Source organism: Micromonospora sp. SCSIO 07396 (assembly GCF_053667945.1).
Genome location: NZ_CM132210.1, coordinates 6,197,826 through 6,221,405, shown reverse-complemented (window position 1 = coordinate 6,221,405; position 23,580 = coordinate 6,197,826). Strand labels below are relative to the sequence as shown.

The following is a 23,580-nucleotide window of genomic DNA, read 5'->3' as shown; positions in this document are numbered from 1 at the left end:
CTTGGGGAGGGTTTGATCAGAGGCGGGCGATGAACGGATAGAGGACGAAGGCCAGCAGTACGAAGACGAGCAGCGAGCCGGGAATGTCCAGCTGGCTGGTGACGCCCTCGGCGCGGGCCAGGTTGTCGGTGCGGATCTGGTCCCGGAGCGACTCGGCGCGGCTGCGCAGCGTCTCGTGCACCTGGGCGCCCTCGCTGCCGGAGGACCGCATGATCGCCCCGACGTCGCCCAGCTCCGGAATACCGATCTTCTCGGCCAGCTCCTGCAACTCGTCCCAGGGCGAGTGCATCTGCATCTGGGCGATCCGCAACGACTCCCGGATGCGGGCGAAGACCCAGCCGTCGCAGACCGCCGCCGCGCGTTCCAGCGACTGCACCGGGCCGTGTGCCGCCGACAGCTGCAACGCCACCAGGTCCAGGTAGGTGCAGACCGCGGCGCGGAACTCCTCCCGGGCGGTGTCCGCCTTGGCCAGCACCGACCGGTGCGCGAGCAGCGCGCAGACCAGCGCGAACCCCAGACTGCCCAGCACCGGTACGACCACCGGCATGCCCACCCCGGCCAGGAAGAGCAGCGCCCCCGCCACCGTCGGGGTGGCCAACCCGACCAGGGCGGAGAGCAGGATCGACATCGTGTACTGCTCGGGCGTCTGGTCGAGCAGGGCGAGCTGGCGGTGCGGCGGGCGTAGCCAGCGGGAGAAGCCCCCCAACCAGTCCGGCCCCCGCCCGGCGGCGATGGCGGTGCCCGCTGGCTGGTGCAGCCGGCGCAGCGCCGGGCCGAGCGCCGGGGAGGCCGGCAGCGCCTCCCGGACCAGCAGGAACAGGCCGAGCCCGATGGCCGCCCCGCCCAGCACCGCGATGGTGAGCTGCCAGTTGAGCGTCACGCGATCACCTCCGCCGGGTCGGGCCTGGGCAGGAACCGGGGCGGCGGTGGGGGCTGGCTCATCGCGCGTACCCAGGCCAGCAGGGCGATGAACGCTGCGGCGAGCACCGCCATCAGCACCTGACCGAAGAACGTCCCGTACGGCCTGACGTACTCGGTGTTGACCAGCCCGTACGCCAGCACGGCCAGGGTCATCCCGGTGAGGAAGCGGACCGCGAACCGGGGCTGGGTGCGTTTGGCCTCCACCTCGCGCCGGGTGGCCACCTCGGCGGAGGCGGCCGACGCGATGGAGCCGAGCACGTCGCCGAGGCGCTCGCCCCGGTCGGTCAGGTGCAGGATCAGCGCGGCGACCACCTGGTCGCAGACCGGGTCGCCGATCTCGTCGGCGAACGCCAGCAGGGCGGACCGGGCCGTCCAGCCGGCCTGGAGGCGGGCGGCGAGCAGCCGTACCTCCTCCTGGATCTCCTCCGGGACGGTGGCGATGGTGGTGACGATCGCCTGCTGGAGGCCCTGTCCGGTGTTGGAGACGTCCTTGAGTCGGCGGGTCCACTCGCCTACCGCCTCGATCCGGGTGATCGCCCGCTCCTCGGCCCGACCCACCGCGAACAGCCAGGGCACGCCCGGCACCGCCACCGCCACGATCAGCCCCACCACCGGCAGCCCGGTCAGCAGGAACGCCAGCGCCCCCGCCACCGCCGCCGCGCCGAGGGTCATCTGGTGCGCCCGCTGGTCCCGCCGGTTGGTGCCGGAGCCGAGCCAGAGCCGGCTCAGCCCGGTGGTCGAGCTCCGGGCCGGTCGGGTCGGTTTGGTGGTGCCGAACAGCGCCACCACGGCCAGCACGATCCCGCCGACGCAGGCCGCGCCGGAGACCACCGCGAGTAGTTCGATGGTGCTCATCGGCGTACCGCCGGGGCGAGGCGGCTGTGCCGGGGCCGACGCCACGCGCCCGCGCCGGCCTCGATGAAACGGGACAGCAGCCGGGCGTCGTAGCCGACCCGCAGCAGTTGCCCACGGACCCGTTCCGGCAGGTGGCGGGGGATGGCCCGACCGTCGGGGCCAGGCCCGAAGACGGTGGTGGTGGTGATCCGGTTGGCGTCGCCGACGCCGATCACCTCCTCCACGTGGGAGACGAACCGGTGCTTGCGTCCGCCGATCGCGGTCTCGTCCTCGACGGTGACGTAGACGATCAGGTCGAGGGCGTTGCCGGCCATCCGGCGGGCCTGGTCGACGGTCATCTCCCGGCCGTGGGCCAGGGCCAGCTCGATGATCCGTTCGCTGACCCCGGCCGGGGTACGGGCGTGGATGGTGCACATCGACCCACGGCTGGTGGTCATCGCCTGGAGCATCGGCACGATTTCCCGGGACCGGACCTCACCGACGATGATCCGCAGCACGCCCATCCGCAGCGACAGCGGGATCAGGTCGGCGATGCTCACCTCACCGGCGGGCCGACCGTCCAGGCCGCGTTCGCCGTGCCCCTCCCGGGCCTCGAAGCTCATCACCGCCCGGTGCTTGTCGCCGCGCCGGGCCGGCAGCAACTCCCGGCTCTCCTCCAGCAGCACGTACGGCTCGTCGGGCGGGATCTCGTCCATCAACGCCCGGATGACCGTGGTCTTGCCGGCCCCGGCCAGCCCGGCGACCATGATGTTCAACCCGGCCCGCATGGACGCCCGGAGGAAGTCGCGCAGCAGCGGGTCGATCATCTCGTCCAGGTCGGGGCGGCTGCCGGCCAGGTCGTCGAGGCTGACGTCGAGCGTGTTGTGCTTACGGATCACCGCATACGGGCGGTGGCTGACCAGGAACACCGCCGCCAACCGGCTGCCGTCGGGCAGTTGCAGGTCCAGCGTCGGCTTCGAGGTGGACAGTGACCGCTCGGTGGCCCCGGCCCGGCGGGCCGCCGCCTGGAGGATCTCCACCAGCTCGTCGTCGCTGTCGGCGATCGGCTCACCCCAGTCGACGCCGCCGCCGTGCCGGGTGATGCGCACCTGGTCACAGCCGAGGATGTGCACCTCCTCGATGGTGTCGTCGACCAGCAGGGTCTGTAGCCGGCCCAGCCCGACCAGTTCGGCGGTCACCTGGTCGAGCAGGGTGCGTTCCTCGTCGGCGCTGAGCGGGGTGCCGGCCCGGCGTACCGCGTCGGCGTAGCCGGAGACCACGGCGACGGCGAGCCGGGCCCGCTCGACCTCCTCGGCGTCGGCGTCGAACTCCCGGCCGCGCTGCCACTGGGTGAGCCGTTCGCTCAGCTCCCGGCGCAGCTCGCGGACCACCGCGAAGTCCACCTTCGGCCGGGGTGGCACGACCGGCGCGGGCGTCGGCGGGGCGGCGGCCGGCGGTGGCGCGGGGGTGTGGTGCCGGCCGTTCACCGGGGCCAGCGGCGGCATCGTGGAGGTGACCCCGGGCGGCGGGGTTCGCGGGTCGTGGGAGACCGGCTCAAACCGCATCCGGCACCCCCTGCGCCGGGGCCGGCCAGGCCAACCGGGCCCGCCGTTGCTCCAGCAGTTCCCGTACCGGGGCCTCCAACCCGGCCGCCGCGCGCATCAGCGGCCGTCCGGCGCGGACGGTGCCGCCGAAGCTGAGCGCCTGCGCGGTACGCGGGTCCTCCGGCAGCCGGGCGATCACCGGTACCCCCAACGCCTTGCCGATCTCGGCCTTGCCGTGCCCGTCGCCGACGACCACCAGCCGCAGCGTGCCCGGGGGCACCCGGTGGTGGGTGAAGTCCCGTTCGATGGCCCGGATCATCGACCGGGTGCCGGAGAGCCCGGGAAGCTGCGCCCGGGTCACCAGCAGCACCACGTCGGCGGCGCGCAGCAGCGGCCAGGGCGGCCCGAAGACCTGGAGACGTCCACAGTCGACGATCACGTCGTAGCCGGGGCGGCCCTTCTCCAGGGTGCGGAAGAAGTCGGCGAACCGTTGCCACAGCGGGGCGACACTGCCGGCCTGCGCCGGGTCCACCACCCCGGGCAGCAGCAGCCGTTCCCGCCGCGGCGCGTCCAGGTCGACCAGTTGCGACCAGAACGTCGACTCCAGGCTGCCGTCGCGCAGCTCACCCACGGCCAGCTCGCCGATGCCGCGCGGCCCGTCGAGCTGGCCGCCCAGGTACCCGGCGAGCACCGAGCCGCCGGCCGGGTCGCACTCGGCGAGCACCAGCCGCCGGTGCCAGCTCAGGGTGCAGGCCAGCGCCGTGGTGGTGACGCCGGGCGACCCCTTCGCCGAGACCAGCGCGATGATGGCCATGGTCAGGCCGCCTCGGTCAGCACGAGGGCGATCCGCTCCTGCGCGGCCAGCACCACCACCGCCGGGACGTCCCGGACCGCGAGCGCCAGGTAGATCACCACGTCGTCGTTCTCCGGGGTGAGGGTATCGATCACCGTGGCGGTGAACCGGGTGGACGACGGCGAGCTGTCGGAGTCCTCGTCCGGGGTGCTGACCAGCAGCACCTTGTCACCGGGGTGCAGCTTGCGGGCCGGCACCCTGCTCGGCTCCAGGCCGAGCGCGATCTGCTGCTGCCCCTGGCCGAGCAGCGGGGCGTCGGTGAGCTGCGCCATGGTGAGCAGCGAGCCGGGGACCAACGACACGGCGGCCCGCTTGCCGACCACCTCGTCGCGCTTCTTCGCCGGCACCGGGGACAGCCCGGCACCCCCGGAGACCTGCACGCTGACCAGGTCGTCGGCGGTCAGGATGCGACCCACCTCGACCGGGCGGGCGATCGCCAGGTAGCTGCCGGTGGCCCGTACCGAGGTGACCGCGAAGGCCGCGCCGAGGCCGCCCAACGCGATCAGCAGCACGGCGAGCCCGAGCAGGCCGGGCCGGGTACGGCGCTGCCGGACCACCTTGGGCGGGGCGATCGGCGCGTCCACCGGGGCGCCATCGCGGGTGGCCAGACTCACTGGTACGTCTCCGTTCGCGACTGAGGGTCTCGCAAGATCAGCTCGGCACGGGCGCTCATCGGGTCACCACCTGAAGTTCCTTGATCTGAATGTCGACGACACCGCTGGTGCGGGTCTGCGCGATGTCGCCGCTGCGGCCGCCGCCGACCCAGTGCACGTTCCAGAACGTGGTGGCGCTGACCCGGTAGTTGCCGACCTTGGCGTAACCGTCGTAGCCGCAGGTCGGCGACTTCTTGCCGGCGTTCGGACCGGTCGCCTTGTACGGCGTGCCGGGGCCCCTACAGGTGATCTTCCTGCCGTTGCCCATGTCCCACACGATCCGTTGGACCCGCGCGGTGATCTCCACGGTCAGACCCCGGTCGCTGGCCGAGGCGCGCAGCGGGCCGAAGTAGTTCTCGCCGCTGCTGGCCCACATCCAGACCGGCAGGCCGACCAGGCCGGGGCCGAGGCTGCGCCGGGGGGCGACCGACGCCCGGGGCGGTAGCAGGCTGATCGAGGCGAGCGCCCGACGGGCCAACTCCTCCGGGTCGGGCGGGGTGCCGAACCCGGGCGGCGGCCCGTCGAGCAGCACCATCGACTGCGCGCCCAGGTCACCCCCGTTGCAGGTCCGGACGTACCACACCTGACCCTCGGGGGCCTCCTCCTGCGGCTCGGCGACCTTGTAGTAGCAGCCGCTGGAGTTGTCGAACCAGCCGAGGTTCGGGTTGTAGCAGGGCAGCGGCTTGCCGTTCCACTGGCACTTCGGGGCCGCGCCGGGGCTGTTCGGGCTGCCCGGTCCGGTGCCACCGCCCGGGTCGCCGGGGGTGCCCGGGTCGTCGTCCCAGACGCTGCAGTCGTTCTGGCCCGGTGGGCACTCCACCCCCGGGCCGGCCGCCTGCACCGGGGCGGGTGGCACGGCCACCGCCACCAGTACGGCGAGCAGCAGGCCGGCGAGCATCCGGCGGGGCAGGCCGGGTGGGAGCGGACGGCGCGCGGCGGGCGCGGGGGCGGCCGGGACGGTGGCGGAATGGGTCGGCACGGGCGTTCCTTCCCGGGTCAACATGGCTGGTCCTCGTGGGCGGCACCGGAGTTGATCAGCCAGCGGCCGTCCGGGTAGCGGGTCGCGGTGGCGGTCGCCAGGTGCCGGGTGCCGGCCGAGCCGGGCACCACCCGTTTGTCCTTGCGGTAGACCAGCCGGTAGCCGGTGGCGTCCAGGCAGTCCTGGATCTCCACGGTCGGCGGGTCGCTGTCAAGGCTGACCGAGGTGACGGAGGGCTCCGACGTCAACGTCCCGGTGCGGACCGCGCCGTGCCGGCGGGCGTCGTCGATCGCCACCCGGACCCGGGTGAGCAGCGGGTCGCCCAGGAACCGGGTCAGCTTCGGATGGCGGGGGTCGCTGTCCCGGCTCGCCTCCCGGGAGGCTTCCAGATATCCGGCGTACGCGGCCAGCGCGGCCCGCTCGGCGGCCTGCTCCGCCTCGGTGGGCCGGCGGTCGTCGCTGGCCGGTCGGGGGGCGGGGGCGGAGGTCGTCTCCGGCGGGTCGGCGCAGCCGGCGAGGGCGGCCACCACGGCGACGACCAGGCAGCTGGTCCAGTGGCGGGATCGCCCTGTACGCATTGCCGTGCCCTCCTCGGTAGCGCCCGGTGGCGACGATCGTGGCGGCTTCCGGGCCTGCGGCGGTACTCCGGGATGATGTCGATCGGACAGTTCCGGGTGCTGCGGCATTTACCTGTGTGGATCTTGCGTGAACGGGTGGGTGTGGCGTCCGACGCGGCTGCGCGGGGTTGCGTCGTACCCAAGGGGGGAGCATAGGCTGACGTGCGCCGATGCAACAGAGGCAATTCATCCGAGCACTCACCGTGACGGACAGGAGTGACCGAAGGTGGGCGATGTCCAGGGTGTCCAGCCGGTGGCACAGGTGCCCGCCGATCGTGGGGCGGTGCCCGCCGATCGGGTCGGCCCGGCCGGCGAACCGCCAGCGTCGCCGGAGGATATGGGACGGGTGGAGCGGGCTGGTCCGATCCGTTCCGGGAAGGTCACTGTCGATGCCCCGCAGACGCCCGGCGGGGTGGGGGACGCTCAGTTCTCCACTACGGACACCGACCTGATATCGGACCGTTACGTCGCCCCCATCCGGACGTCACGCTCCGTGTCTGTCGTTCGAAGGCTGGCCGGGGTGCTGACGGTTGCCCCGGTGCTGCGGCTCGCGGTCGCCAGGTACGCCGTACCCCCGGGGGTGGCCGACCGGACCGGGTGCGACGGTTGCGGCGCGCCGGTCGGGCTGGACCGGCCGCTGCCGGCGCTCGGGCCGACGGCCCGCTGCCCGGCCTGCGCGGGCCGGATCGGTGCCGCGCCGTTCGCGGTCGAGGCGCTGCTGGTGGTGGCCGTGGCGGTGCTGGCGCTGGTCGACGGCCCGGTGGCCGAACGGGTCGCGCTGGCCTGGTGGCTCGGCTGGGCGGTCCCGCTCGTGCTGGTGGATCTGGCGGTGCACCGGCTGCCGGACCGGCTCACCTGGCCCGCCGCCGTCGGCACCTGGGCATTGCTCGGGGTGGCGGCCGTGACCGGGGCGGGTGCCGGGGCGTGGCTGCGGGCGGTGACCGCCGGGGTGGCGCTGGGCCTGGCCTTCGCCACCACCACGCTGCTGCTCGGCCGGCGGGGCTTCGGCCTCGGCGACGCCAAACTCGCGCTCGGGATGGGGGCGTTGCTCGGCTGGCAGGGGTGGGGGGTGCCGGTCACCGGGCTGGTGCTGACCTTCCTGTTGTCGGCGCTGGTCGGGGTGGTGCTGCTGGCCAGTCGCCGGGTCGGGTGGTCGAGTCACCTGCCGTTCGGGCCGTTCCTGGTCGCCGGCACCTGCGCGACGTTCCTGCTGACCGGCTGAGCGGGCTCAGCCGACCCGCTGACCCTGGTCGACCTCCCGGGTAGCCGGGCCGGAGTGCCGGCGCAGCATCCCGGCGAGGTACCGGGCCGCGGGGAGGGTGACCAGCAGGGTCACCGCCAGACCGAGCAGCAGGCCGGCGAGGACGTCGTGCGGGTAGTGCACGCCCACGAAGACCCGGGAGAACGCGGCGAGCAGCGCCAGCGGGGCGGCCAGCAGACCCCACCGGGGGGACAGCAGCAGGACGGCGGTGGCCAGCGCCGCGGCGATCGTGGCGTGGTTGCTCGGGAAGGACCAGTCACCTGTCGGCGGGCAGGGCGCGGCCAGGATGGTGACCGCTCCCCGACAGGGCCGCTCCTCGTCGACCAGCGACTTGAGCAGTTCGCTGCACCCGTACGCCAGGACGACGGTGGCCGGCGCGACCAGAGCGAGTGCCCGGCTCCACGGGTCGGCACGGCGCAGCCGGGGCACGGCGACGGCCACCAGCAGCAGGCCGAGCAGCAGGATCACCGCCTCGGTGAAGTGCACCGCGAACCACTGCACCGGGGTCGGGGCGGCGTCGGCCACGTCGACGACGTCGCGGTACCACTCCTCGCTGATATCGGGAATGTCCGTGGTAATCATCTGAATCATTGCTCACCTCACCAAAGTGTCATACCCCTTTTAGTCCCATCGAGGTGTGGACCGGTCACATGGTGCGTGACACCGCGGCGGGTCCCCGCCCCCGTCACAGCGAGTTCACAGCGGTCCCCGCGATTGGCCGCCCACCACCGCCGGGTACCTCCCCGCCGTGCAGATGGACCAGACCTGGCAGATCCGGCGGACCGCCACCGACCTGGACCGGCTCGGCGAGACCGAGTCGGTCTTCGCCCTGGCCAACGGCTGGGTGGGCTGGCGGGGCACGCTCGACGAGGGCCAGCCCTACGGCATGCCGGGCAGCTACCTCAACGGGTTCCACGAACGGCGGCGACAGAGCTACCCCGAGGACGGGTACGCCTTCCCGCAGGAGAGCGACACCGTGATCAGCGCGCCCAACGCCGCCCTGATCCGGCTCTGGGTGGCCGGCGAGCCCCTCGACCTGCGCACCGGCACCGTCCGCGCCCACGAGCGCACCCTCGACCTGCGGGCCGGCGTGGTACGCCGGTGCACCGAGTGGATCTCACCGGCCGGGCACGGGGTACGGGTCCGCAGCACCCGGCTGGTCTCCCTGCCCCGGCACGCCGTCGCCGCCGTCCGCTACGAGGTCGAACCGCTCGACGACCGTCCGGTCGAGATCCGGGTCTGCTCGGACGTGCTCGCCAACGAGCGGGTGCCCGAACGCGCCGACGATCCCCGGGCGGCCTCGATCGTGCCCGACCCGCTCGACGCCGAACTGCACCGCCCCGACGGCCACCGGGGCGTGCTGGTGCACCGCACCGACCGCAGCGCCCAACGGGTCGCCGTCGCGGTCACCCACGACACGGACGCGCCGGCCGGGTTCACCGACGGCGACGACCACACCCCGGACCGGCTGCGCACGACCGTCGAGGGGCGGCTCGCCCCCGGGCAGCGGCTCCGACTGACCAAGTACGCCGCGTACGAGTGCGCGCCGGTCGACGACGGCACCCCCGACGAGCTGGCCGACCTGGTCACCGCCGAGGCCGACGCCGCCCGCCGGCACGGGTTCGACGCGCTGCTGGCCGACCAGCGGGCCACCCTCGACGAGCGGTGGCGCACCGCCGACGTGGAGATCGACGGCGACCCGGAACTCCAGCAGGCCGTCCGGTTCTCCGTGTTCCACCTGCTCCAGGCCGGCCGGGTCGACGGCGACCGGACCATCGCGGCGAAGGGACTCACCGGCAACGGCTACGACGGGCACGTGCTGTGGGACACCGAGAGCTACGTGCTGCCGGTGCTGACGTACCTGCTGCCCGGGGCGGCCCGGGGCGCGCTGCGCTGGCGGCACGCCCACCTGCCGCAGGCCCGGGAACGCGCCGCCGAGCTGCGGCTCACCGGGGCCACCTTCCCCTGGCGCACCATCGGCGGCCGGGAGTGCTCCGGCTACTGGCCGGCCGGCACCGCCGCCCTGCACGTCAACGCCGACATCGCCGACGCGGTGCTGCGCTACGTCACGGTCACCGGCGACCAGGAGTTCCTCGCCGACACCGGGCTGGAACTGCTGGTCGAGACGGCCCGGCTGTGGGCCGGCTACGGCCACTGGTCCGACGACGGCGCGTTCCACGTCACCGGCATCACCGGCCCCGACGAGTACGCCGCCCTGGTCGACGACAACGTCTTCACCAACCTGATGGTCCGACGCAACCTGCGGGGCGCCGCCGACGCCGCCGAGGGGCACCCGGAGCGGGCCGCCGCGCTCGGCGTCGACCCGGCGGAGATCGCCGGCTGGCGGGCCGCCGCCGACGCCGTGCACCTGCCCTACGACCGCAAGCGCGGGGTGCACCAGCAGGCGGCCGGCTTCACCGAGCAACCCGAGTGGGACTTCGCGGCGATGACCGACGACGACTACCCGCTGCTGCTGCACTACCCCTACCTGGAGCTGTACCGGCGGCAGGTGGTCAAGCAGGCCGACCTGGTGCTGGCCATGCAACGCTGCCCGGGGGAGTTCACCGCCGAGGACAAGGCCCGCAACTTCGCCTACTACCAGGCCCGCACCGTCCGCGACTCGTCACTGTCCGCCGGCTCGCAGGCGGTGCTCGCCGCCGAACTGGGCCATCTCGACCTGGCGTACGACCTGTTCGCCGAGGCGGCCCTGCACGACCTCGCCGACCTCGGCGACAAGACGAGCGACGGGCTGCACCTGGCGGCCCTGGCCGGGACGTGGACGGCGGTGGTGGAGGGCTTCGGCGGGCTGCGCGACGACACCGGCGAGCTGTCGTTCGACCCCCGGCTGCCCGCCCGGATCGACCGGCTCGCGTTCCACCTGCGCTGGCACGGGCAGCGGCTGCGGGTCACGCTGACCCGCGACGGGGCCCGTTACGAGCTGCCCGACGCCGACCCGGAGACGACAGTCGCGCTGCGGCACGCCGGGGAGCCGGTCACGGTCACCGGCACGGCGGCGGTCACCCGGCCGCTGCCGCAGGTGCCCGACCCGGGGCCGGAACCGCCGTCACCGCACGGTCGGCGGCCCGCCCGCCGGGCCTGACCCGCTGCGCATCCGCTCCCGCACCACCGCCAGCTCCTCGAAGGCGTACGCCCAGTTGTGGCACTTGAAGCTGCGCAGGCCGGTGACCGGGGTGTGACAGTCGAGGCAGTGCACCCCGGCGATCGCGTCCGGGATCTCGGTGTTGACGTAGCGGCGTTCACCGAGGATCACGGTGGCGATCATCAGCGGGTCGTGCACCCCCTTGAGGGCCGAGGCGACGATGTCCAGCCAGGTGGCCCGGCGTCCGCACTTGGGGCAGTCCGGCTCGTCGCCGCTGACCCACAGGGGCGCGCCGATGCTCTGCGCCGGCATCCCGAGCAGCTTCTCCAGCCGGCGTACGTCGTGTTCCGGGGTGGTCCAGCGGTGCCGCCCCGGCAGCGAGGCGGGTGAGTCGTACACGGCCCGGAACAGGGCCGGGTCCACCTCCACGGTCTCCCGGGCAGTGTTCATCGGTTGCCTCCTCGCCGACAGTCGGTGTCACCGTCATACCGGCAGGTGACGGTCGGGTGCTGCCGGCTCGCCGACACGGGGGGTCAACATGTCGTCGCCCCGGGTGCTAGACATCAGGGCGCGGGGTGCCCGCCGCCCGTCGGTGGCCGTCCCGCAGCGACGACGCGAGTGGAGGGAGAGGGCCGGTGACCGCGCCGACCGACGCCGAGCAGGGACCGAACGTGGCCCGGATGTACGACTACTACCTCGGCGGGTGCCACAACTTCGCCGCCGACCGGGCCGCCGCCGAACAGATCCTGCGGATCTTCCCGGACACCGGGATCGCCGCCCAGGCCAACCGGCACTTCCTGCGCCGGGCCGTCCGGCACGCCGCCGAGCTGGGCGTACGCCAGTTCCTCGACATCGGTGCCGGGCTGCCCACCCAGGGCAACGTGCACGAGATCGTCCGTCAGGTCGCCCCCGACTCGACGGTGGTCTACGTCGACTACGACGAGGTCGCCGTCACGCACGCCCGACGGCTGCTGCCGGCCGACGGGCGGACCACCGTCGTCCACGGCGACCTGCGCCGGCCCGACGAACTGCTGGCCCACCCCGACGTGCGGGCGGCGATCGACTTCGACCGCCCGGTGGCCGTGCTGCTGGTGGCGGTGCTGCACTTCGTCACCGACGCCGAGCAGCCGTGGGCCGCCGTCGCCCGGCTGCGCGACGCGACCGTCCCCGGTAGCCCGCTGGTGGTCTCCCACCTCACCACCGACGGGGCCCCGCCGCTGCCCACCCGGCAGGGGCAGGCGGTCTACCAACGCAGCAGCGCCCCGCTGGTGCCCCGCCCGCGCGCCGACGTGCTGCGCTTCTTCGACGGGTACGACCTCGTCGACCCGGGGCTGGTCCGGGTGGCCGAGTGGCGGCCCGACGGGGAACCCCGGGAGCGGATCTCCCACGGCTACGCCGGGATGGGCCTGCGCCGCTGACCGCCGGGCCGCCCCGCCCGACGCCCGGCCGGGCTGCCGCCCCACCCGGCCCTCCGGTGGTGGTCAGGGTGGGGTGGGCAGCAGGTCACGACGGCACCGCCGGGGTGCGCCCGGTGATCCGCCGTCCGAGGTGGAGCACCAGCAGGGCCAGCACCGCCCCGGCCGCGCCGAGGGCGTACATGGTGGGCACGCCGGAGGCGAGGGCCGCCCCACCGGCGGTGGTGCCCAGGCCGATGCCGAGGTAGATGGCCGACGAGTTCAGCGACACCACCAGCGGGGCCTGCTGCGGCGCGGCGGCGATCAACCGGTGCTGCTGCGCCGGGGTCTGGCACCAGCTCGCCGCGCCCCACCCGCCGACCAGCAGCCCGACCAGTGGCATCGGCGCGGACCCGACGGTGCTGAGCGCGCCGAGCGCGCCCAACGAGACGACCATCGCGGCGTACCCGACGACCAGCACCGGCACCGGGCCCCACCGGTCGGTGGCGTAGCCGGAAGCGACGTTGCCGACGACCGCGCCCGCCCCGTAGAGCAGCAGCATCAGGTTGACCTGGTACGCGCTCACGCCGAGCGTGCCGAGGGTGGGCACCGCGAAGGCGTACACCGTGTAGCAGGCGGCCATGCCGATCACGGTGAGCGGCAGCACGGCGAGCACGGCCGGCCGGCGCAGCGCGGTCAACCGGGCGCGCAGCGGCACCGCCGCGGCACCGGGCAGCGCGGGCATCGCCAGCCGTACGGCCACCGCGACGGCGAGCGCCAGCAGGGCCACCGCGACGAGCGCGGCCCGCCAGCCGAGCCACCGGCCGGTCAGCCCGCCCAGCGGGACGCCCAGCGCGGTGGCGACGGTGAGCCCGCCGATCACCACGGCCAGGGCCCGCCCACGGAGCGCCGGTGGGACCAGGGAGGCGCCTGCCGCACCCGCGTTCGGGGTGTACGCGGCGGCACCTGCGGCGGCGACGATCCGCCCGACGATCAGTACCGGCAGCGTGTCGGCGGCGGCCGAGACCAGGTTGCCGGCGGCGAGCACCAGCAGCGCGGCGACGAGCAGGGTACGGCGCGGCAGCCGGGCGGTCAGGGTGGACAGCACCGGGGCGAGGACCGCGTACGAGATGGCGAAGACCGTCACCGACTGCCCGGCGGCGGCGGTGGAGACCCGCAGCGCGGCGGCCATGTCGGGCAGCAGCCCGGCGACCACGAACGCGTCGGTGCCGACGGCGAAGGTGCCGGCCGCGAGGATCAGGGTGAAGCGCAGGCCCCGGCCGGGCCCGGCGGCGGTGTCCGGCCCCGGGCCGGTACGGGTGTGCAGGTGGGACATGAGGTCTCCGGATGCGGGACGGCATGCGGCGGCGCGGCGGGGCACGCCGGGCACGGATTCGGGTGTGGACGACCGCCGGGTGCGGGCGGTGGGGGGATCCGCCCGGACCCGGCGGTCGGGTGCGGGTGGACCGGTGACCGGCGGTTGGGCGGGCCGGTCGACGGTCGTGCCGGTGGCTGGCGGTTCGTCAGCCGCGCAGCAGCGCGTAGCGGCGGCGGGTGCGTTCGGCCGCCTCCGCCGGTGCCGAGGCGAGCAGGTCGGCCAGGGTGTGGCCGGCCAGCTCGCGTCGCCAGGCCAGGTCGGCGCGGTGCATGACGGTGCTGATGGCGCACGGGGTGCGGAACTCCGGCGCGGAGGGGTCGACCCCCGCGCCGCGCTGGCGGATCTCGGTGCACCGGAACGGGTTGTCGGCGCCCTCGATCGCCACCGTCACGTCCATCACGGTCACGTCCGCCGGCTGGCGGGCCAGCCGGAACCCGCCGCGCGCGCCGGGCACCGACTGGAGGATGCCGGCCCTGGTGAGGGCCTGGAGACACTTGGTGAGGTAGGCCGGGGGCAGCTCGAACCACTCGGCGAGCCGGACGGCGGGCATCGGGTGTTCGCCGCCGATCCAGGCGAGGGTGAGGCAGCAGTGCAGCCCCCACTCGACCTGCTCGCTCATCCGCATAACCAGGATATTACACGTCCTGGTTAGCTTCGCAGCCGTACCCGCGGATCGGCCCCGTCGCGCGGGTCACCCGGGCCGGGTCCCGACACCACCAGGTCGTACGCGTCGACGGTGAACGGCTCGTCGTGCCGGCGTACCGTCACGTCCAGCCCCAGCGAACGCAGTTGCTGGCCGAGCATGACGGCGAAGCTGTCCTCGGCGTCCACCACCAGCACCCGCCGGCCGTCGAGCACCGGATCGACGTCGCCGCCCGGGTACGACGCCCCGGGGCCGGGCTGGTCGGAGGCCAACCAGAACCGGCCGACCCGTTCGTTGCTTCGCCGCAGCGCCCGCAGCACCCCCGGATGGGTTTCGCCGCCACCGAACAGATGCGCAGCGGACTGCTCGCCGTCCGCGCCGCCCGGGCCCGCACGGGTCGTGGGGTGCCCGTATCCGCAGCGCATAATGGGTACGGCCTCCGCGTGGACCGGTGGGGGTGGGGAGCAGCGACGGCCGCCGGGCGGGGCCGGGGCGACGAGCGGAGACGGCGGTACGGTGACCCAGGCGATGCCGAACGTGACCCGGAACACGCGTCAGCGCGGCGAGGTGCTGGCGTTGCTGCGCGAGGTCGACGGTTTCCACACCGCGCAGCAGCTCCACCAGATGCTGCTGGCCCGCAAGGCCCGGGTCGGGTTGACCACGGTCTACCGCACCCTCCAGCTGCTCGTCGACGCCCAGGAGATCGACTCCACCCGGCTGCCCGGCGGCGAGCAGTTGTTCCGGCGGTGCAGCCAGAGCCGCCACCACCACCATCTGGTCTGCCGCCGGTGCGGCAGCACCGTCGAGGTGGCCGGGCCGGCGGTCGAGCGGTGGGCCGACCAGGTCGCCGCCCAGCACGGTTTCACCGAGGTCGGGCACACCTTCGAGATCTTCGGCACCTGCGCGGAGTGCGCCCGCTGACGACCAGGGCCGCCGGGTGCGCCGGACCGGGAGGGTTCTTCCCGCTCCGGCGCACCCGGGCGACGGGTCAGCAGTTGCGCAGCTCGGGCGACTGGTTCAGGAGCTGACCCCGGGTGGAGACGAACCGGCGGTAGGGCTCCGAGTCGACAGCCGCCGGCCGGAACGCGGCGACCCGGTGGCAGTTCTGGAACGCCAGCTTCACCCCGAAGTGGCGCTCCAGGCTGGCCCGGATGGCGTCGCTGGCCATCGCGCGCAGCAACTGCCCCCGCTCCGCGTCACCGGGCGGCGGTACGACGTTGTCCGCCCGGTCCGCGCCTGACGACTCCAGGTCGGCGACGACCCGACTCACGGTCTGCCAGGCGTACGGCAGCGATTCCCGTACGCAGGCGACGAAGTCCCGGTCGTCGACGGGGCCCGCCTCGGCGGCTTCCAGCAGGGCGGATGGCACGGTGAGAGACATGGGTGCTCCTCAGCTGATAACGATTATGATTGTCGTTAGCGCTAACGTGGTGAGCACACCACGACACCCCGTCCGCGTCAACCGCGACACTCCCTGCCGCCCCGGGTCCCCGCCGCGCCCCCGCCGGCTGCCGGCTCGCATCTCCCGCACCCTCGGGTGTGGATGGTTGACTGGGGGCCATGCCGGTGGGGGAGCACGAGGTCGAGGTTTTCGAGGAAGCCAGGGCCCGGTTGGAGGCGCTCGCGTACCGCATGCTGGGGTCGACGAGCGACGCCGAGGACGCGGTGCAGGACACGTTCCTGCGCTGGCAGTCCGCCGACAGGCAGTTGATCGAGACGCCCCAGGCGTGGCTGACGAAGGTGCTCACCAACATCTGCCTCAACCGGCTCACCTCGGCACGGGCCCGGCGCGAGACCTATGTGGGTCAGTGGCTGCCCGAGCCGGTCTTCGCCGGTGACCGGATGCTCGGCCCGTCCGACACCGTCGAGCAGCGGGAGTCGGTGTCGATCGCGATGCTCACGCTGCTGGAGCGGCTTTCGGCCAGGGAACGGGTCGTCTACGTCCTGCGCGAGGCGTTCGGATACCCGCACGCCGAGATCGCCGAGGTGCTCGACCTCACCGAGGCGAACTGTCAGCAGATCTACCGGCGGGCGAAGCAGCACGTGGCCGACGGCCGACGCCGGGTGGCGGTCGACGCGGACGCGGCCCGCAAGGTCGTCGAGGAGTTCCTGGCCGCCGCGCTCAGCGGCAGGACCGACTCGCTCGTACGGATGCTGACCGACGACGCGGTCAGCATCGGCGACGGCGGCGGCACGGTCCTCGCGGTGCGCCAGCCGATCACCGGTGGCCTGCGGGTGGCGAGGTTCCTGCGCACGCTGTTCACGCCCGGCGAGGCCAAGTGGAAGTTGGTGGGTGGTCGCCCCGACGTGTTCGCCGCGCTCGCCAACGGTGTGCCCGCGCTCGTGATGGTGGTCGACGACCGGGTCGTCGGGATCCTGTCGCTGGACGTGACCACCGACGGCATCGCGGCGGTCCACGCCCAGGTGAACCCGGAGAAGCTCCAGCGGGCGACCCGTCAGTGGGCCCTGGCCCGGCCCGGGGAGCCGTTGACCGGCGACTGGTGACCGGGGTCACGTACGGCAGCTGTCAGGTTTCGCCCCGCCGTCCGGTTCAGGAAGCAACACCGACCGGACAGGAGCGGAACCATGAAGCACCGCATCGTCGTTCTCGGAGCCGGGTACGCCGGAGCCAACGCCGCAGCACGCCTGGCGAAGCGGCTGCACCCCTCCGACACCCAGATAACCCTGGTCAACGCGGACGCCGAGTTCGTCGAGCGGGTCCGCATGCACCAGCTGGCGACCGGCCAGCACCTGAGGCCCCGCCGGCTGACCGACGTCTTCGCTGGCACCGGCGTGCAGGTGCGGATCGCACAGGTCACGGCCGTCGACGCCGAGCGCGGGACCGTCGCCCTCGTCGAGGCCGACGGTCCCGGCGAGATCGCCTACGACCAGCTCGTGTACGCCCTCGGCAGCACCGCCACGGACCACGGAGTTCCCGGGGTCGCCGAGAACGCCCACTTCGTCGCGGACAGGCAAGCCGCGCTCCGACTGCGTGGCCGCCTCGGTGAGCTCCCCGCGGGCGTCACCGTGCTGGTCGTCGGTGGTGGTCTCACCGGCATCGAAACCGTCACCGAGATCGCCGAGGCCCGGCCGGATCTCGAGGTCTCCCTCGCCACCCGGGCCGGCCTCGGCGACTGGCTGAGCGACAAGGCCCGCAACCACCTGCGTACGGTCGTCGACCGGCTCGGGATCACCGTGCACGAGCACACCGACGTCGTCGGCGTCGAGCCGACCGGCGTCGTCACCGACGGCGGCCGGACGATCCCGGCCCGGGTGACCGTCTGGACCGCCGGATTCGGCGTCCACCCCATCGCCGCGGCCACGACCCTGGAGGTCTCCGCGACCGGGCAGATCGTCGTCGACGACACCATGCGGTCGGTTTCCCACCCCGACGTGTACGCCGTGGGTGACGCCGCATCCGCACGTGGCGTCAGCGGCGCACCACTGCGGATGTCCTGCGCTTCGGGGATTCCGTCCGCCCAGTTGGCGGCCGACGTCATTGCCGCGCGACTGACCGGTCGCCGGGTCCCCCCGAACACGATCCACTATGCCGGGCAGTGCGTCAGCCTCGGCCGCCGCGACGCGGTCGTGCAATGGGTGACCCCGGACGACCGGCCCAAACCGTCGGCGCTCACCGGCCGGCCGGCCGCACGCGTCAAGGAACTGATCTGTCGGGGCGCTGCCTGGAGCATGTCGCACCCGACCTGGATGTTGCCGAGCCGTCGCCGCCACGTGGTTCCCGGCGAAGCGTCCCTCAGCCGGAGGCCCGCCTGAACGGGTGCCGACGGCGTCGTGGGACGTCAGGTGACGACATGCGTGACGCCAGGACCCACCTGTCGCGCGTCATCGAACGGGTGGAGCGCGGCCGGCCGGGCCGGTGTCGCACGGCCGGCCTATCGGTCGGTGCGGGTGGTCCCGTCGGGGATCCAGCCGAGGTGCCGGGCCGTGTTGGTCAGGATCTCGGCGAGTTGCGCGTCGATGCCGAACCGCTCGAGGCTCTTGGTTCCGGGTCTCCCCAACGGCAGGCCTCACGCCGGTGGCGGATCGGAGTCGTCCGGCCAGCGGTCGGTAGGATCCCCGTACGACGAACTACCGGATCGACAACACCGTCTTGCCACGGGCGTGGCCCGAGCCGTAGTGGCGCAGTGCGTCGACGACGTCTTCCAGCGGGAATACGCGGTCGATCACGGGGGTGACCTGCCCGGCCTCTACCAAGTCGCGGAGGGCGTCGAGGTCGGCGGCGTTCGGTCGTGCGTCGAGAGCCGCCATCGTGCAGCTCACGAGTGGTGACAGAACGAGTGCGGCGAGCCGGCGGCGCAGCCACGGCGCTGGCGGGCCAGCGGAGAGCACCAGTCGGCCGTCCGGGGTGAGCACCCGGCGGCATTGTGCCAGCGAGTGGCTGCCGACCAGGTCGAACACCACGTCGTATCGCCGGGTGCCGGCGGTGAAGTCCTCTCGGGTGTAGTCGACGACGTGGTCGGCACCGAGAGAACGGACCAGCTCGGCCGCGTTCGGCGCGCAAACCGCGGTGACCTCCGCGCCCAGCGCCTTGGCGATCTGCACCGCGAACGTGCCGACCCCACCCGCCGCGCCATTGACCAGTACGTGTTGGCCGGCCCGCAGACGGCCGGTGTCGCGCAGGCCCTGCAGTGCGGTAGTCGCCGATATCGGGATGGCGGCGGCCTGCTCGAAGGTCAGGTTCGCTGGCTTCCTGGCCAGCATCCGTTCGGCGACGACCGTGTACTCCGCAAAGGCGCCGAGCCCTTCGGCGTAGACATCCTCACCCGCGCGGAAGCGGGTGACCTGCGCACCGACCACCTCGACCCGGCCGGCCAGAGCCCCTCCAGGCACCGTGTGCCGCGGCCTGCGGATGCCCGCCGCGGCACGGACCAACCACGGCCGGCCGGTCAGGAAGAACCAGACGCCGGGGTCGACGCCGGCCGCGTACACCCGGATGCGCACCTCGTCCGGGCCGACGGCGGCGGGAAGGCCGAGGTCGGCGTGGCGGAGGACGTCGGGCGGCCCGTACTCGCGATGGATGACGGCTTTCATGGTGGGCCTCGGTGCTCTTTCCATGGTGGCTTCCCTCCAGATCGAGCTTACTTTGTAAGCTAAGGCCTACTAAGTAAGCTGTCAATGGAGGTGGGTATGCCGATCCGAACCGACACCGGACAGCGTCGGCCGTTGAGCCGGGAGCGGGTCCTGCTGGCCGCTCTCACTCTCGCCGACCGGGACGGCCTCGGCGCGCTGACGATGCGCCGGCTGGGGCAGGAGTTGGGCGTCGAGGCGATGTCGCTGTACAAGCACGTGGCCCACAAGAACGAGGTGCTCGATGGCATAGCCGAGCTCGTGCTGAGTGAGTTCGAACTGCCGACCGAGGACATGGATTGGCAGGAGGGCATGCGCAGACGTGCGGTCTCAGCCCGCGCCGCGCTGGCCCGCCACCCGTGCTGGACCGTTCTGCTCAGCCGCAGCCGCCCCGGGCCGGCGATGCTACGAAACCTTGACTCGGTCATCGGCAGCCTGTGCCGGGCGGGCTTCTCGCTGGACCTGGCCGCCCGCGCTCTGTCGCTGCTGGACAGCTACATCTACGGCTTTGCGGCGCAGGAGGTCAGCATGCCGTTCAACACCCCCGGCGAACTGATCGAGCTGACCGGCTCGATCATGGAACAGTTCCGTCCCGAGGACTACCCGCATCTGGCCAAGCTCGGCAGCGACGTCATCCTGCGGCCTGGCTACGACCACTCCGCCCAATTCACCTACGGCCTGGAACTGATCTTGGATGGCCTGGAACGTGCCCGAAACGCGACGGACTGACCCGGCACAACGTCCACGACGCTCGGCCGTACAGTGTGGGGCAGCATGACAATGCTACGGGGTCCACGCGCCAGACCACCCCCGGCATGAAACTTGCCCGGGCATGGCAGCGCGGCGAGAGCCGGCCTTGAACTGCGCCTTCGCGGCTCGCGGCCCCTCCCTTCGGGTATCCGCTTCGAGTGGGCCGGACGCGTCGCTGCGAACACCGCACATCACGGTCGCCGGTAACCCGCTCCCGGCACGTCTGACCAGGTCACGGGCGCGAGGCGGTGCCCGATGAACACCATCCGCCGCCGGCCGGAAGATCCGGTAACCCTCGCCTCGGCTCCGCCGACCCGGTTCGACGACGCCGAGAAGATCAACGCCTTCCAAGCCCTCATCGACCTCCACGACCACGCGACAGGGCATCCGCTGCGGCCGTCCCGCGACGAGGCGCTGACTGATTTGGCGCTGTCCGCCGCCGTGGTGGCGTGGTGGAGTCGGTGGCAGCCATCCATGATCCACACTGCGCTGCGAGTAGGTGCTGCCGTCGCGGACATCGCCGCCGCGACCGGACTGGACACCGACGAGGTGGTCCGCCGATGGGAGCGATGGAGCGATGTCCAGACCCGCATGGTCATCGGCGGACGTCCCCTGCTCGACCCAGACGAGGTCCGGACCATCCGACAGCGGATCGGAGAGGAGGTGAACCTATGAACCCGACTCGCTTCGCACGGGATGCCAGCACGGTGGCGGTGGCGTCCATTGCGGCCTGGTCGTCCTGGAGCCACATGGTCCACGTCGCGTTGAGATTCGGCGAGCGTCCGGAAGTTGCGTACGTCCTGCCGATCTCGGTCGACGGGATGCTGATCGTCGCTTCCACCGCGATGGTGGACGACAAGCGCGCGGGACGCCCGGTGCGCTGGTCGGCCAGGATTGCCTTCCTCGCTGGCGTCGGCGCGAGCGTCGCGGCGAACATCGCCGCAGCTCAACCTACCCTCGGCGCCCGCATCGTCGCGGCCTGGCCCGCCGTGGCCCTACTCCTGGTGGTGGAGATGCTCTCTCGCGCTCGGCGAGCACCAGTGTCCAAGGCGCCGGCCGGCGATGTCGGCAAGGCTGGCGGCGCGGCCACCGTCGTGGCCGCTGAGGAGGTGCAGGCAACGCCTGACCCAACTCCAGCGACCGACATGTCCATGACGATGGGGGCATCGGACGCCCTCCGGCGATCAGGCACACCCGGACGTCGACGTCAACGCGTTGGGCGGACATCCGAGGTCGTACGGAGGATGCGGGCGGAGCGTCCGGACGCGAGCGCCGCGGACATCGCTGCGCACATTGGAGTCACCGAACGACATGTCCGCAGGCTCTTGACCTCCGCCCGGGCAGAGACGGGTTAGGCCGGCACGACGAGGTCAACCGGCATCGGCGGCGACTGCTGAAGATGGACAACTCGCAGGGGCAGACGAACGGTCCGTCCCTGCTCCCGTTCGGGAGACCCAATTGCTACTGATGGAGCCGGGGCGATTTCGAACTCGCCTGGGGCTTGCCTGACGACCGGCTCGGTATCCGGGAGGAGGATGCCGACCCTGGTGCCGCGAAGATGAACAAGGGGGGCGCCCGCGCTTCTCACCCACTGTCGGCTCCTCCCGTTCATGATTCACCCTCAATTCTTGTCGGTGGTAGCCGCTACGCTGCGTGCGCAGCCGCCACAAAGATCGACTAGGGAGTGAGAGGTCACCGAATGCGCGTCACCAAGGCGCAGATCACGAAGTACAAGAGCATCACCGATTCGGGTGCGTTCGCCGTCGACGAGCGCATCACCGCGCTGGTGGGCAAGAACGAGGCCGGCAAGACCGCAACCTTGGAGGCGATCTACCGCTTCAAGCCGCTGCCCAGCGGTCACCCGACGACGTTCGAGCCGCTGCGGGACTACCCTCGCAGCAGCTACGCCCGAGACAAGGCGAAGGTCGGCACGGTCAAGCCCATCGAGTTGACCTTCGCGCTCGGTGCCGACGATATCGCCGCGGTGGAGGCCCGGTTCGGCAAGTCATCGGTGATCGCCACGCACGTGACGGTTTCCCGCCACTACGGCAGCGCGAAGACCTGGTGGTCAGATTCGATCATCAGCGAGGCCAAGGCGATCGGGCACCTGGTGGAGAAGGCCGGCCTCGATCGCGGCAAGTACGCGAAGAAGACTCTGGAGGAGACGGTCGAGGCGTTGCGCGCCGAGAGCGAGCCGCCACCTGCAGCCGCCGAACTCGCCGGCGACTTGGAGGAGCGGGACCTCGTTGCCGAGGCCCGCAGCATCCTTATCGGCCGTCTCCCGAAGATCCAGTACTTCGACGAGTACAGCGTGCTCCCAGGCTCCGTCTCGATCGAGCGCCTGCAGAACTCTCAGGAGGACCTGGAGCCTGGTGAACGCACTGCGTTGGCGCTGCTGCGGCTGGCAGGCGTGGCTAGCGAGGAGTTCGCGGAATCGGACTACGAGGCGCGCAAGGCCGCCCTGGAAGCGGCGGCGAACTCGCTCACCGACGAGCTGTTCGAGTACTGGACGCAGAACAACGGCCTGTCGGTCGAGCTAGACATCGAGTGGCGCCCTCGCCCTGATCGGCCTCACCAGCCGGAGCCGTGGCTGCAGATCCGGGTCCGCAACGAGACGCACCGGGTCACGTTGAACATGGCGGAGCGGTCGAAGGGCTTCATTTGGTTCTTCTCGTTTCTCGCCGCGTTCTCCGAATACGCCGACGAGGACCGGCGGATCATCCTGCTCGACGAGCCGGGCCTGAACCTGCACGCCAAGGCCCAGAACGACCTGCTGCGCTACATCGACGAACGGCTGGCCGAGGACCACCAAGTCATCTACACGACCCACTCGCTGTTCATGATCCAGCCACGGCACCTGGAACGGTGCCGCACCGTCGAGGACCTCCCTCGGCAGGGCACCAAGATCAGCGATGACGTGTGGGCTGCCCGGCCCGAGACCGTCTTCCCGCTGCTTGGCGCGCTCGGGGTGGACATGTCGCAGGCATTGATCATCGGCCCGGACCAGCTGGCGGTCGAAGGGCCTGCCGACGTCGCCTACCTGACCGTGATGAGCGACCTGGCACGGGAGAAGGGCAAGATAGCCCTCGACCCCCGATGGACGATCACTCCGGTCGGCGGCCTCGACAAGATCCCTACATTCGTCGCGCTGCTCGGCGGCAGCGACCTGAATGTCACCGTGCTCATGGACGTCGCCGCCGGCGGCAACCAGAAGCTGACGAACATGGTCCAACGTGGACTGCTGCCAAAGGAGCAGCTCATCCCACTTACGGACATCACCGGCACCGCCGAAGCGGACATCGAGGACCTTTTCGAGACCGGCTGGTATCTAAAGCTGCTCAAGGAGAGCAAGGTCGGCACCCTGGCCAGGACCAAGCTGACCGGCGGAGGACGGATCGTCAAGCAGGTCGAGGTGGCTCTCGGCAGCCGGTTCGACCACTACCAGCCCGCCAGCTACCTGATGCGCTCGGCCACGAAGCTGCGCGACGAGGTCGACGAGGCAACCATCGAGCGGTTCGCCCAACTCTTCAGCCGGATCAACAGCTTGCTCAGTTAGAACGATCAG

The 23,580-nt window shown here is 72.3% G+C and carries 25 protein-coding genes; 10 read left to right on the top strand and 15 right to left on the bottom strand.

Annotated elements, in window-relative coordinates; translation table 11 throughout:
- Positions 1-16: 16 nt before the first annotated feature.
- From ACWCHM_RS27335 to ACWCHM_RS27305, 7 genes are all read right to left on the bottom strand, one after another.
- Positions 17-880, bottom strand: coding sequence for a type II secretion system F family protein (locus tag ACWCHM_RS27335; protein WP_454220389.1), 864 nt, complete (start codon positions 878-880; stop codon positions 17-19).
- Entirely contained in the window at positions 877-1,776 is a 900-nt protein-coding gene (locus tag ACWCHM_RS27330) for a type II secretion system F family protein (protein WP_454220388.1), read from the bottom strand. Before ACWCHM_RS27330 ends, ACWCHM_RS27335 begins: the two co-directional genes overlap by 4 nt.
- Complete coding sequence (locus tag ACWCHM_RS27325; RefSeq protein ID WP_204958558.1) at positions 1,773-3,320, bottom strand: CpaF family protein; 1,548 nt, start codon at positions 3,318-3,320, stop codon at positions 1,773-1,775. The genes ACWCHM_RS27330 and ACWCHM_RS27325 overlap by 4 nt, the downstream gene beginning before the upstream one ends.
- On the bottom strand, positions 3,310-4,113 hold the full coding sequence (locus tag ACWCHM_RS27320) for an AAA family ATPase (protein ID WP_422753838.1): 804 nt from the start codon (positions 4,111-4,113) through the stop codon (positions 3,310-3,312). Before ACWCHM_RS27320 ends, ACWCHM_RS27325 begins: the two co-directional genes overlap by 11 nt.
- Before the next feature lie 2 nt (positions 4,114-4,115).
- Entirely contained in the window at positions 4,116-4,766 is a 651-nt protein-coding gene (locus ACWCHM_RS27315; protein WP_281901349.1) for an SAF domain-containing protein, read from the bottom strand.
- Positions 4,767-4,821: 55 nt separating this feature from the next.
- Positions 4,822-5,703: a hypothetical protein gene (locus ACWCHM_RS27310; RefSeq protein WP_454223192.1), complete on the bottom strand. Its 882-nt coding sequence runs from the start codon at positions 5,701-5,703 to the stop codon at positions 4,822-4,824.
- A 98-nt stretch (positions 5,704-5,801) separates the two neighbouring features.
- Positions 5,802-6,362: a hypothetical protein gene (locus ACWCHM_RS27305; protein ID WP_454220386.1), complete on the bottom strand. Its 561-nt coding sequence runs from the start codon at positions 6,360-6,362 to the stop codon at positions 5,802-5,804.
- A 532-nt stretch (positions 6,363-6,894) separates the two neighbouring features.
- Between ACWCHM_RS27305 and ACWCHM_RS27300 the strand changes: the two genes are divergently transcribed.
- Complete coding sequence (locus tag ACWCHM_RS27300) at positions 6,895-7,623, top strand: prepilin peptidase (RefSeq protein WP_454220385.1); 729 nt, start codon at positions 6,895-6,897, stop codon at positions 7,621-7,623.
- Positions 7,624-7,629: 6 nt separating this feature from the next.
- Here the strand turns inward: ACWCHM_RS27300 and ACWCHM_RS27295 are convergent, their stop codons facing one another.
- A complete protein-coding gene (locus tag ACWCHM_RS27295; RefSeq protein ID WP_454220384.1) occupies positions 7,630-8,253 on the bottom strand; it encodes a phosphatase PAP2 family protein in 624 nt (207 codons plus the stop codon).
- A 163-nt stretch (positions 8,254-8,416) separates the two neighbouring features.
- Between ACWCHM_RS27295 and ACWCHM_RS27290 the strand changes: the two genes are divergently transcribed.
- Complete coding sequence (locus ACWCHM_RS27290) at positions 8,417-10,762, top strand: glycoside hydrolase family 65 protein (RefSeq protein WP_454223191.1); 2,346 nt, start codon at positions 8,417-8,419, stop codon at positions 10,760-10,762.
- On the opposite strand, the gene ACWCHM_RS27285 is transcribed toward ACWCHM_RS27290, so the two are convergent.
- Complete coding sequence (locus ACWCHM_RS27285; protein ID WP_454220383.1) at positions 10,727-11,212, bottom strand: hypothetical protein; 486 nt, start codon at positions 11,210-11,212, stop codon at positions 10,727-10,729. The two genes, ACWCHM_RS27290 and ACWCHM_RS27285, sit on opposite strands and share 36 nt — an antisense overlap.
- Positions 11,213-11,397: 185 nt before the next feature.
- Here ACWCHM_RS27285 and ACWCHM_RS27280 point away from each other — a divergent pair, with 185 nt between their 5' ends.
- Positions 11,398-12,180, top strand: coding sequence for an SAM-dependent methyltransferase (locus tag ACWCHM_RS27280; RefSeq protein WP_454220381.1), 783 nt, complete (start codon positions 11,398-11,400; stop codon positions 12,178-12,180).
- A gap of 85 nt (positions 12,181-12,265) precedes the next feature.
- Here ACWCHM_RS27280 and ACWCHM_RS27275 read toward each other — a convergent pair whose 3' ends face one another.
- The 3 genes from ACWCHM_RS27275 to ACWCHM_RS27265 all read right to left on the bottom strand — a co-directional run bounded on the left by ACWCHM_RS27275 (position 12,266) and on the right by ACWCHM_RS27265 (position 14,602).
- Positions 12,266-13,492: an MFS transporter gene (locus ACWCHM_RS27275; RefSeq protein WP_454220379.1), complete on the bottom strand. Its 1,227-nt coding sequence runs from the start codon at positions 13,490-13,492 to the stop codon at positions 12,266-12,268.
- A gap of 187 nt (positions 13,493-13,679) precedes the next feature.
- Positions 13,680-14,153: an RrF2 family transcriptional regulator gene (locus ACWCHM_RS27270; protein WP_204958567.1), complete on the bottom strand. Its 474-nt coding sequence runs from the start codon at positions 14,151-14,153 to the stop codon at positions 13,680-13,682.
- A 29-nt stretch (positions 14,154-14,182) separates the two neighbouring features.
- Positions 14,183-14,602, bottom strand: a complete 420-nt coding sequence (locus ACWCHM_RS27265; protein WP_454220378.1) for a glutamine amidotransferase-related protein — start codon at positions 14,600-14,602, stop codon at positions 14,183-14,185.
- Positions 14,603-14,705: 103 nt separating this feature from the next.
- On the opposite strand from ACWCHM_RS27265, the gene ACWCHM_RS27260 reads away from it, so the two are divergent.
- Positions 14,706-15,098 carry a Fur family transcriptional regulator gene (locus tag ACWCHM_RS27260; protein ID WP_145917370.1) on the top strand — a complete coding sequence of 131 codons (393 nt, stop codon included), beginning with the start codon at positions 14,706-14,708 and terminating at the stop codon, positions 15,096-15,098.
- 67 nt (positions 15,099-15,165) lie between these two features.
- Here the strand turns inward: ACWCHM_RS27260 and ACWCHM_RS27255 are convergent, their stop codons facing one another.
- Positions 15,166-15,558 (bottom strand): SCO5389 family protein, encoded by a 393-nt coding sequence (locus tag ACWCHM_RS27255; protein ID WP_088642005.1) that lies wholly within the window; start codon positions 15,556-15,558, stop codon positions 15,166-15,168.
- Between the two features lie 179 nt (positions 15,559-15,737).
- Here ACWCHM_RS27255 and ACWCHM_RS27250 point away from each other — a divergent pair, with 179 nt between their 5' ends.
- Positions 15,738-16,682: an RNA polymerase sigma-70 factor gene (locus tag ACWCHM_RS27250; protein ID WP_454220377.1), complete on the top strand. Its 945-nt coding sequence runs from the start codon at positions 15,738-15,740 to the stop codon at positions 16,680-16,682.
- Positions 16,683-16,763: 81 nt separating this feature from the next.
- On the top strand, positions 16,764-17,951 hold the full coding sequence (locus ACWCHM_RS27245) for an NAD(P)/FAD-dependent oxidoreductase (RefSeq protein WP_454220376.1): 1,188 nt from the start codon (positions 16,764-16,766) through the stop codon (positions 17,949-17,951).
- Between the two features lie 119 nt (positions 17,952-18,070).
- On the opposite strand, the gene ACWCHM_RS27240 is transcribed toward ACWCHM_RS27245, so the two are convergent.
- The gene (locus ACWCHM_RS27240; RefSeq protein WP_454220375.1) at positions 18,071-18,196 is read right to left on the bottom strand and encodes a hypothetical protein; all 126 of its coding nucleotides are present in this window, start codon (positions 18,194-18,196) and stop codon (positions 18,071-18,073) included.
- Between the two features lie 70 nt (positions 18,197-18,266).
- The gene (locus ACWCHM_RS27235) at positions 18,267-19,229 is read right to left on the bottom strand and encodes an NAD(P)-dependent alcohol dehydrogenase (RefSeq protein WP_454220374.1); all 963 of its coding nucleotides are present in this window, start codon (positions 19,227-19,229) and stop codon (positions 18,267-18,269) included.
- Positions 19,230-19,325: 96 nt separating this feature from the next.
- On the opposite strand from ACWCHM_RS27235, the gene ACWCHM_RS27230 reads away from it, so the two are divergent.
- From ACWCHM_RS27230 to ACWCHM_RS27215, 4 genes are all read left to right on the top strand, one after another.
- A complete protein-coding gene (locus ACWCHM_RS27230; protein WP_454220373.1) occupies positions 19,326-19,994 on the top strand; it encodes a TetR/AcrR family transcriptional regulator C-terminal domain-containing protein in 669 nt (222 codons plus the stop codon).
- 276 nt (positions 19,995-20,270) lie between these two features.
- Positions 20,271-20,690 carry a hypothetical protein gene (locus ACWCHM_RS27225; RefSeq protein ID WP_454220372.1) on the top strand — a complete coding sequence of 140 codons (420 nt, stop codon included), beginning with the start codon at positions 20,271-20,273 and terminating at the stop codon, positions 20,688-20,690.
- Positions 20,687-21,370, top strand: coding sequence for a DUF2637 domain-containing protein (locus tag ACWCHM_RS27220; protein ID WP_454220371.1), 684 nt, complete (start codon positions 20,687-20,689; stop codon positions 21,368-21,370). Before ACWCHM_RS27225 ends, ACWCHM_RS27220 begins: the two co-directional genes overlap by 4 nt.
- A gap of 344 nt (positions 21,371-21,714) precedes the next feature.
- Positions 21,715-23,571 (top strand): ATP-dependent nuclease, encoded by a 1,857-nt coding sequence (locus tag ACWCHM_RS27215; protein WP_454220370.1) that lies wholly within the window; start codon positions 21,715-21,717, stop codon positions 23,569-23,571.
- The last annotated feature ends 9 nt before the right edge of the window (positions 23,572-23,580 follow it).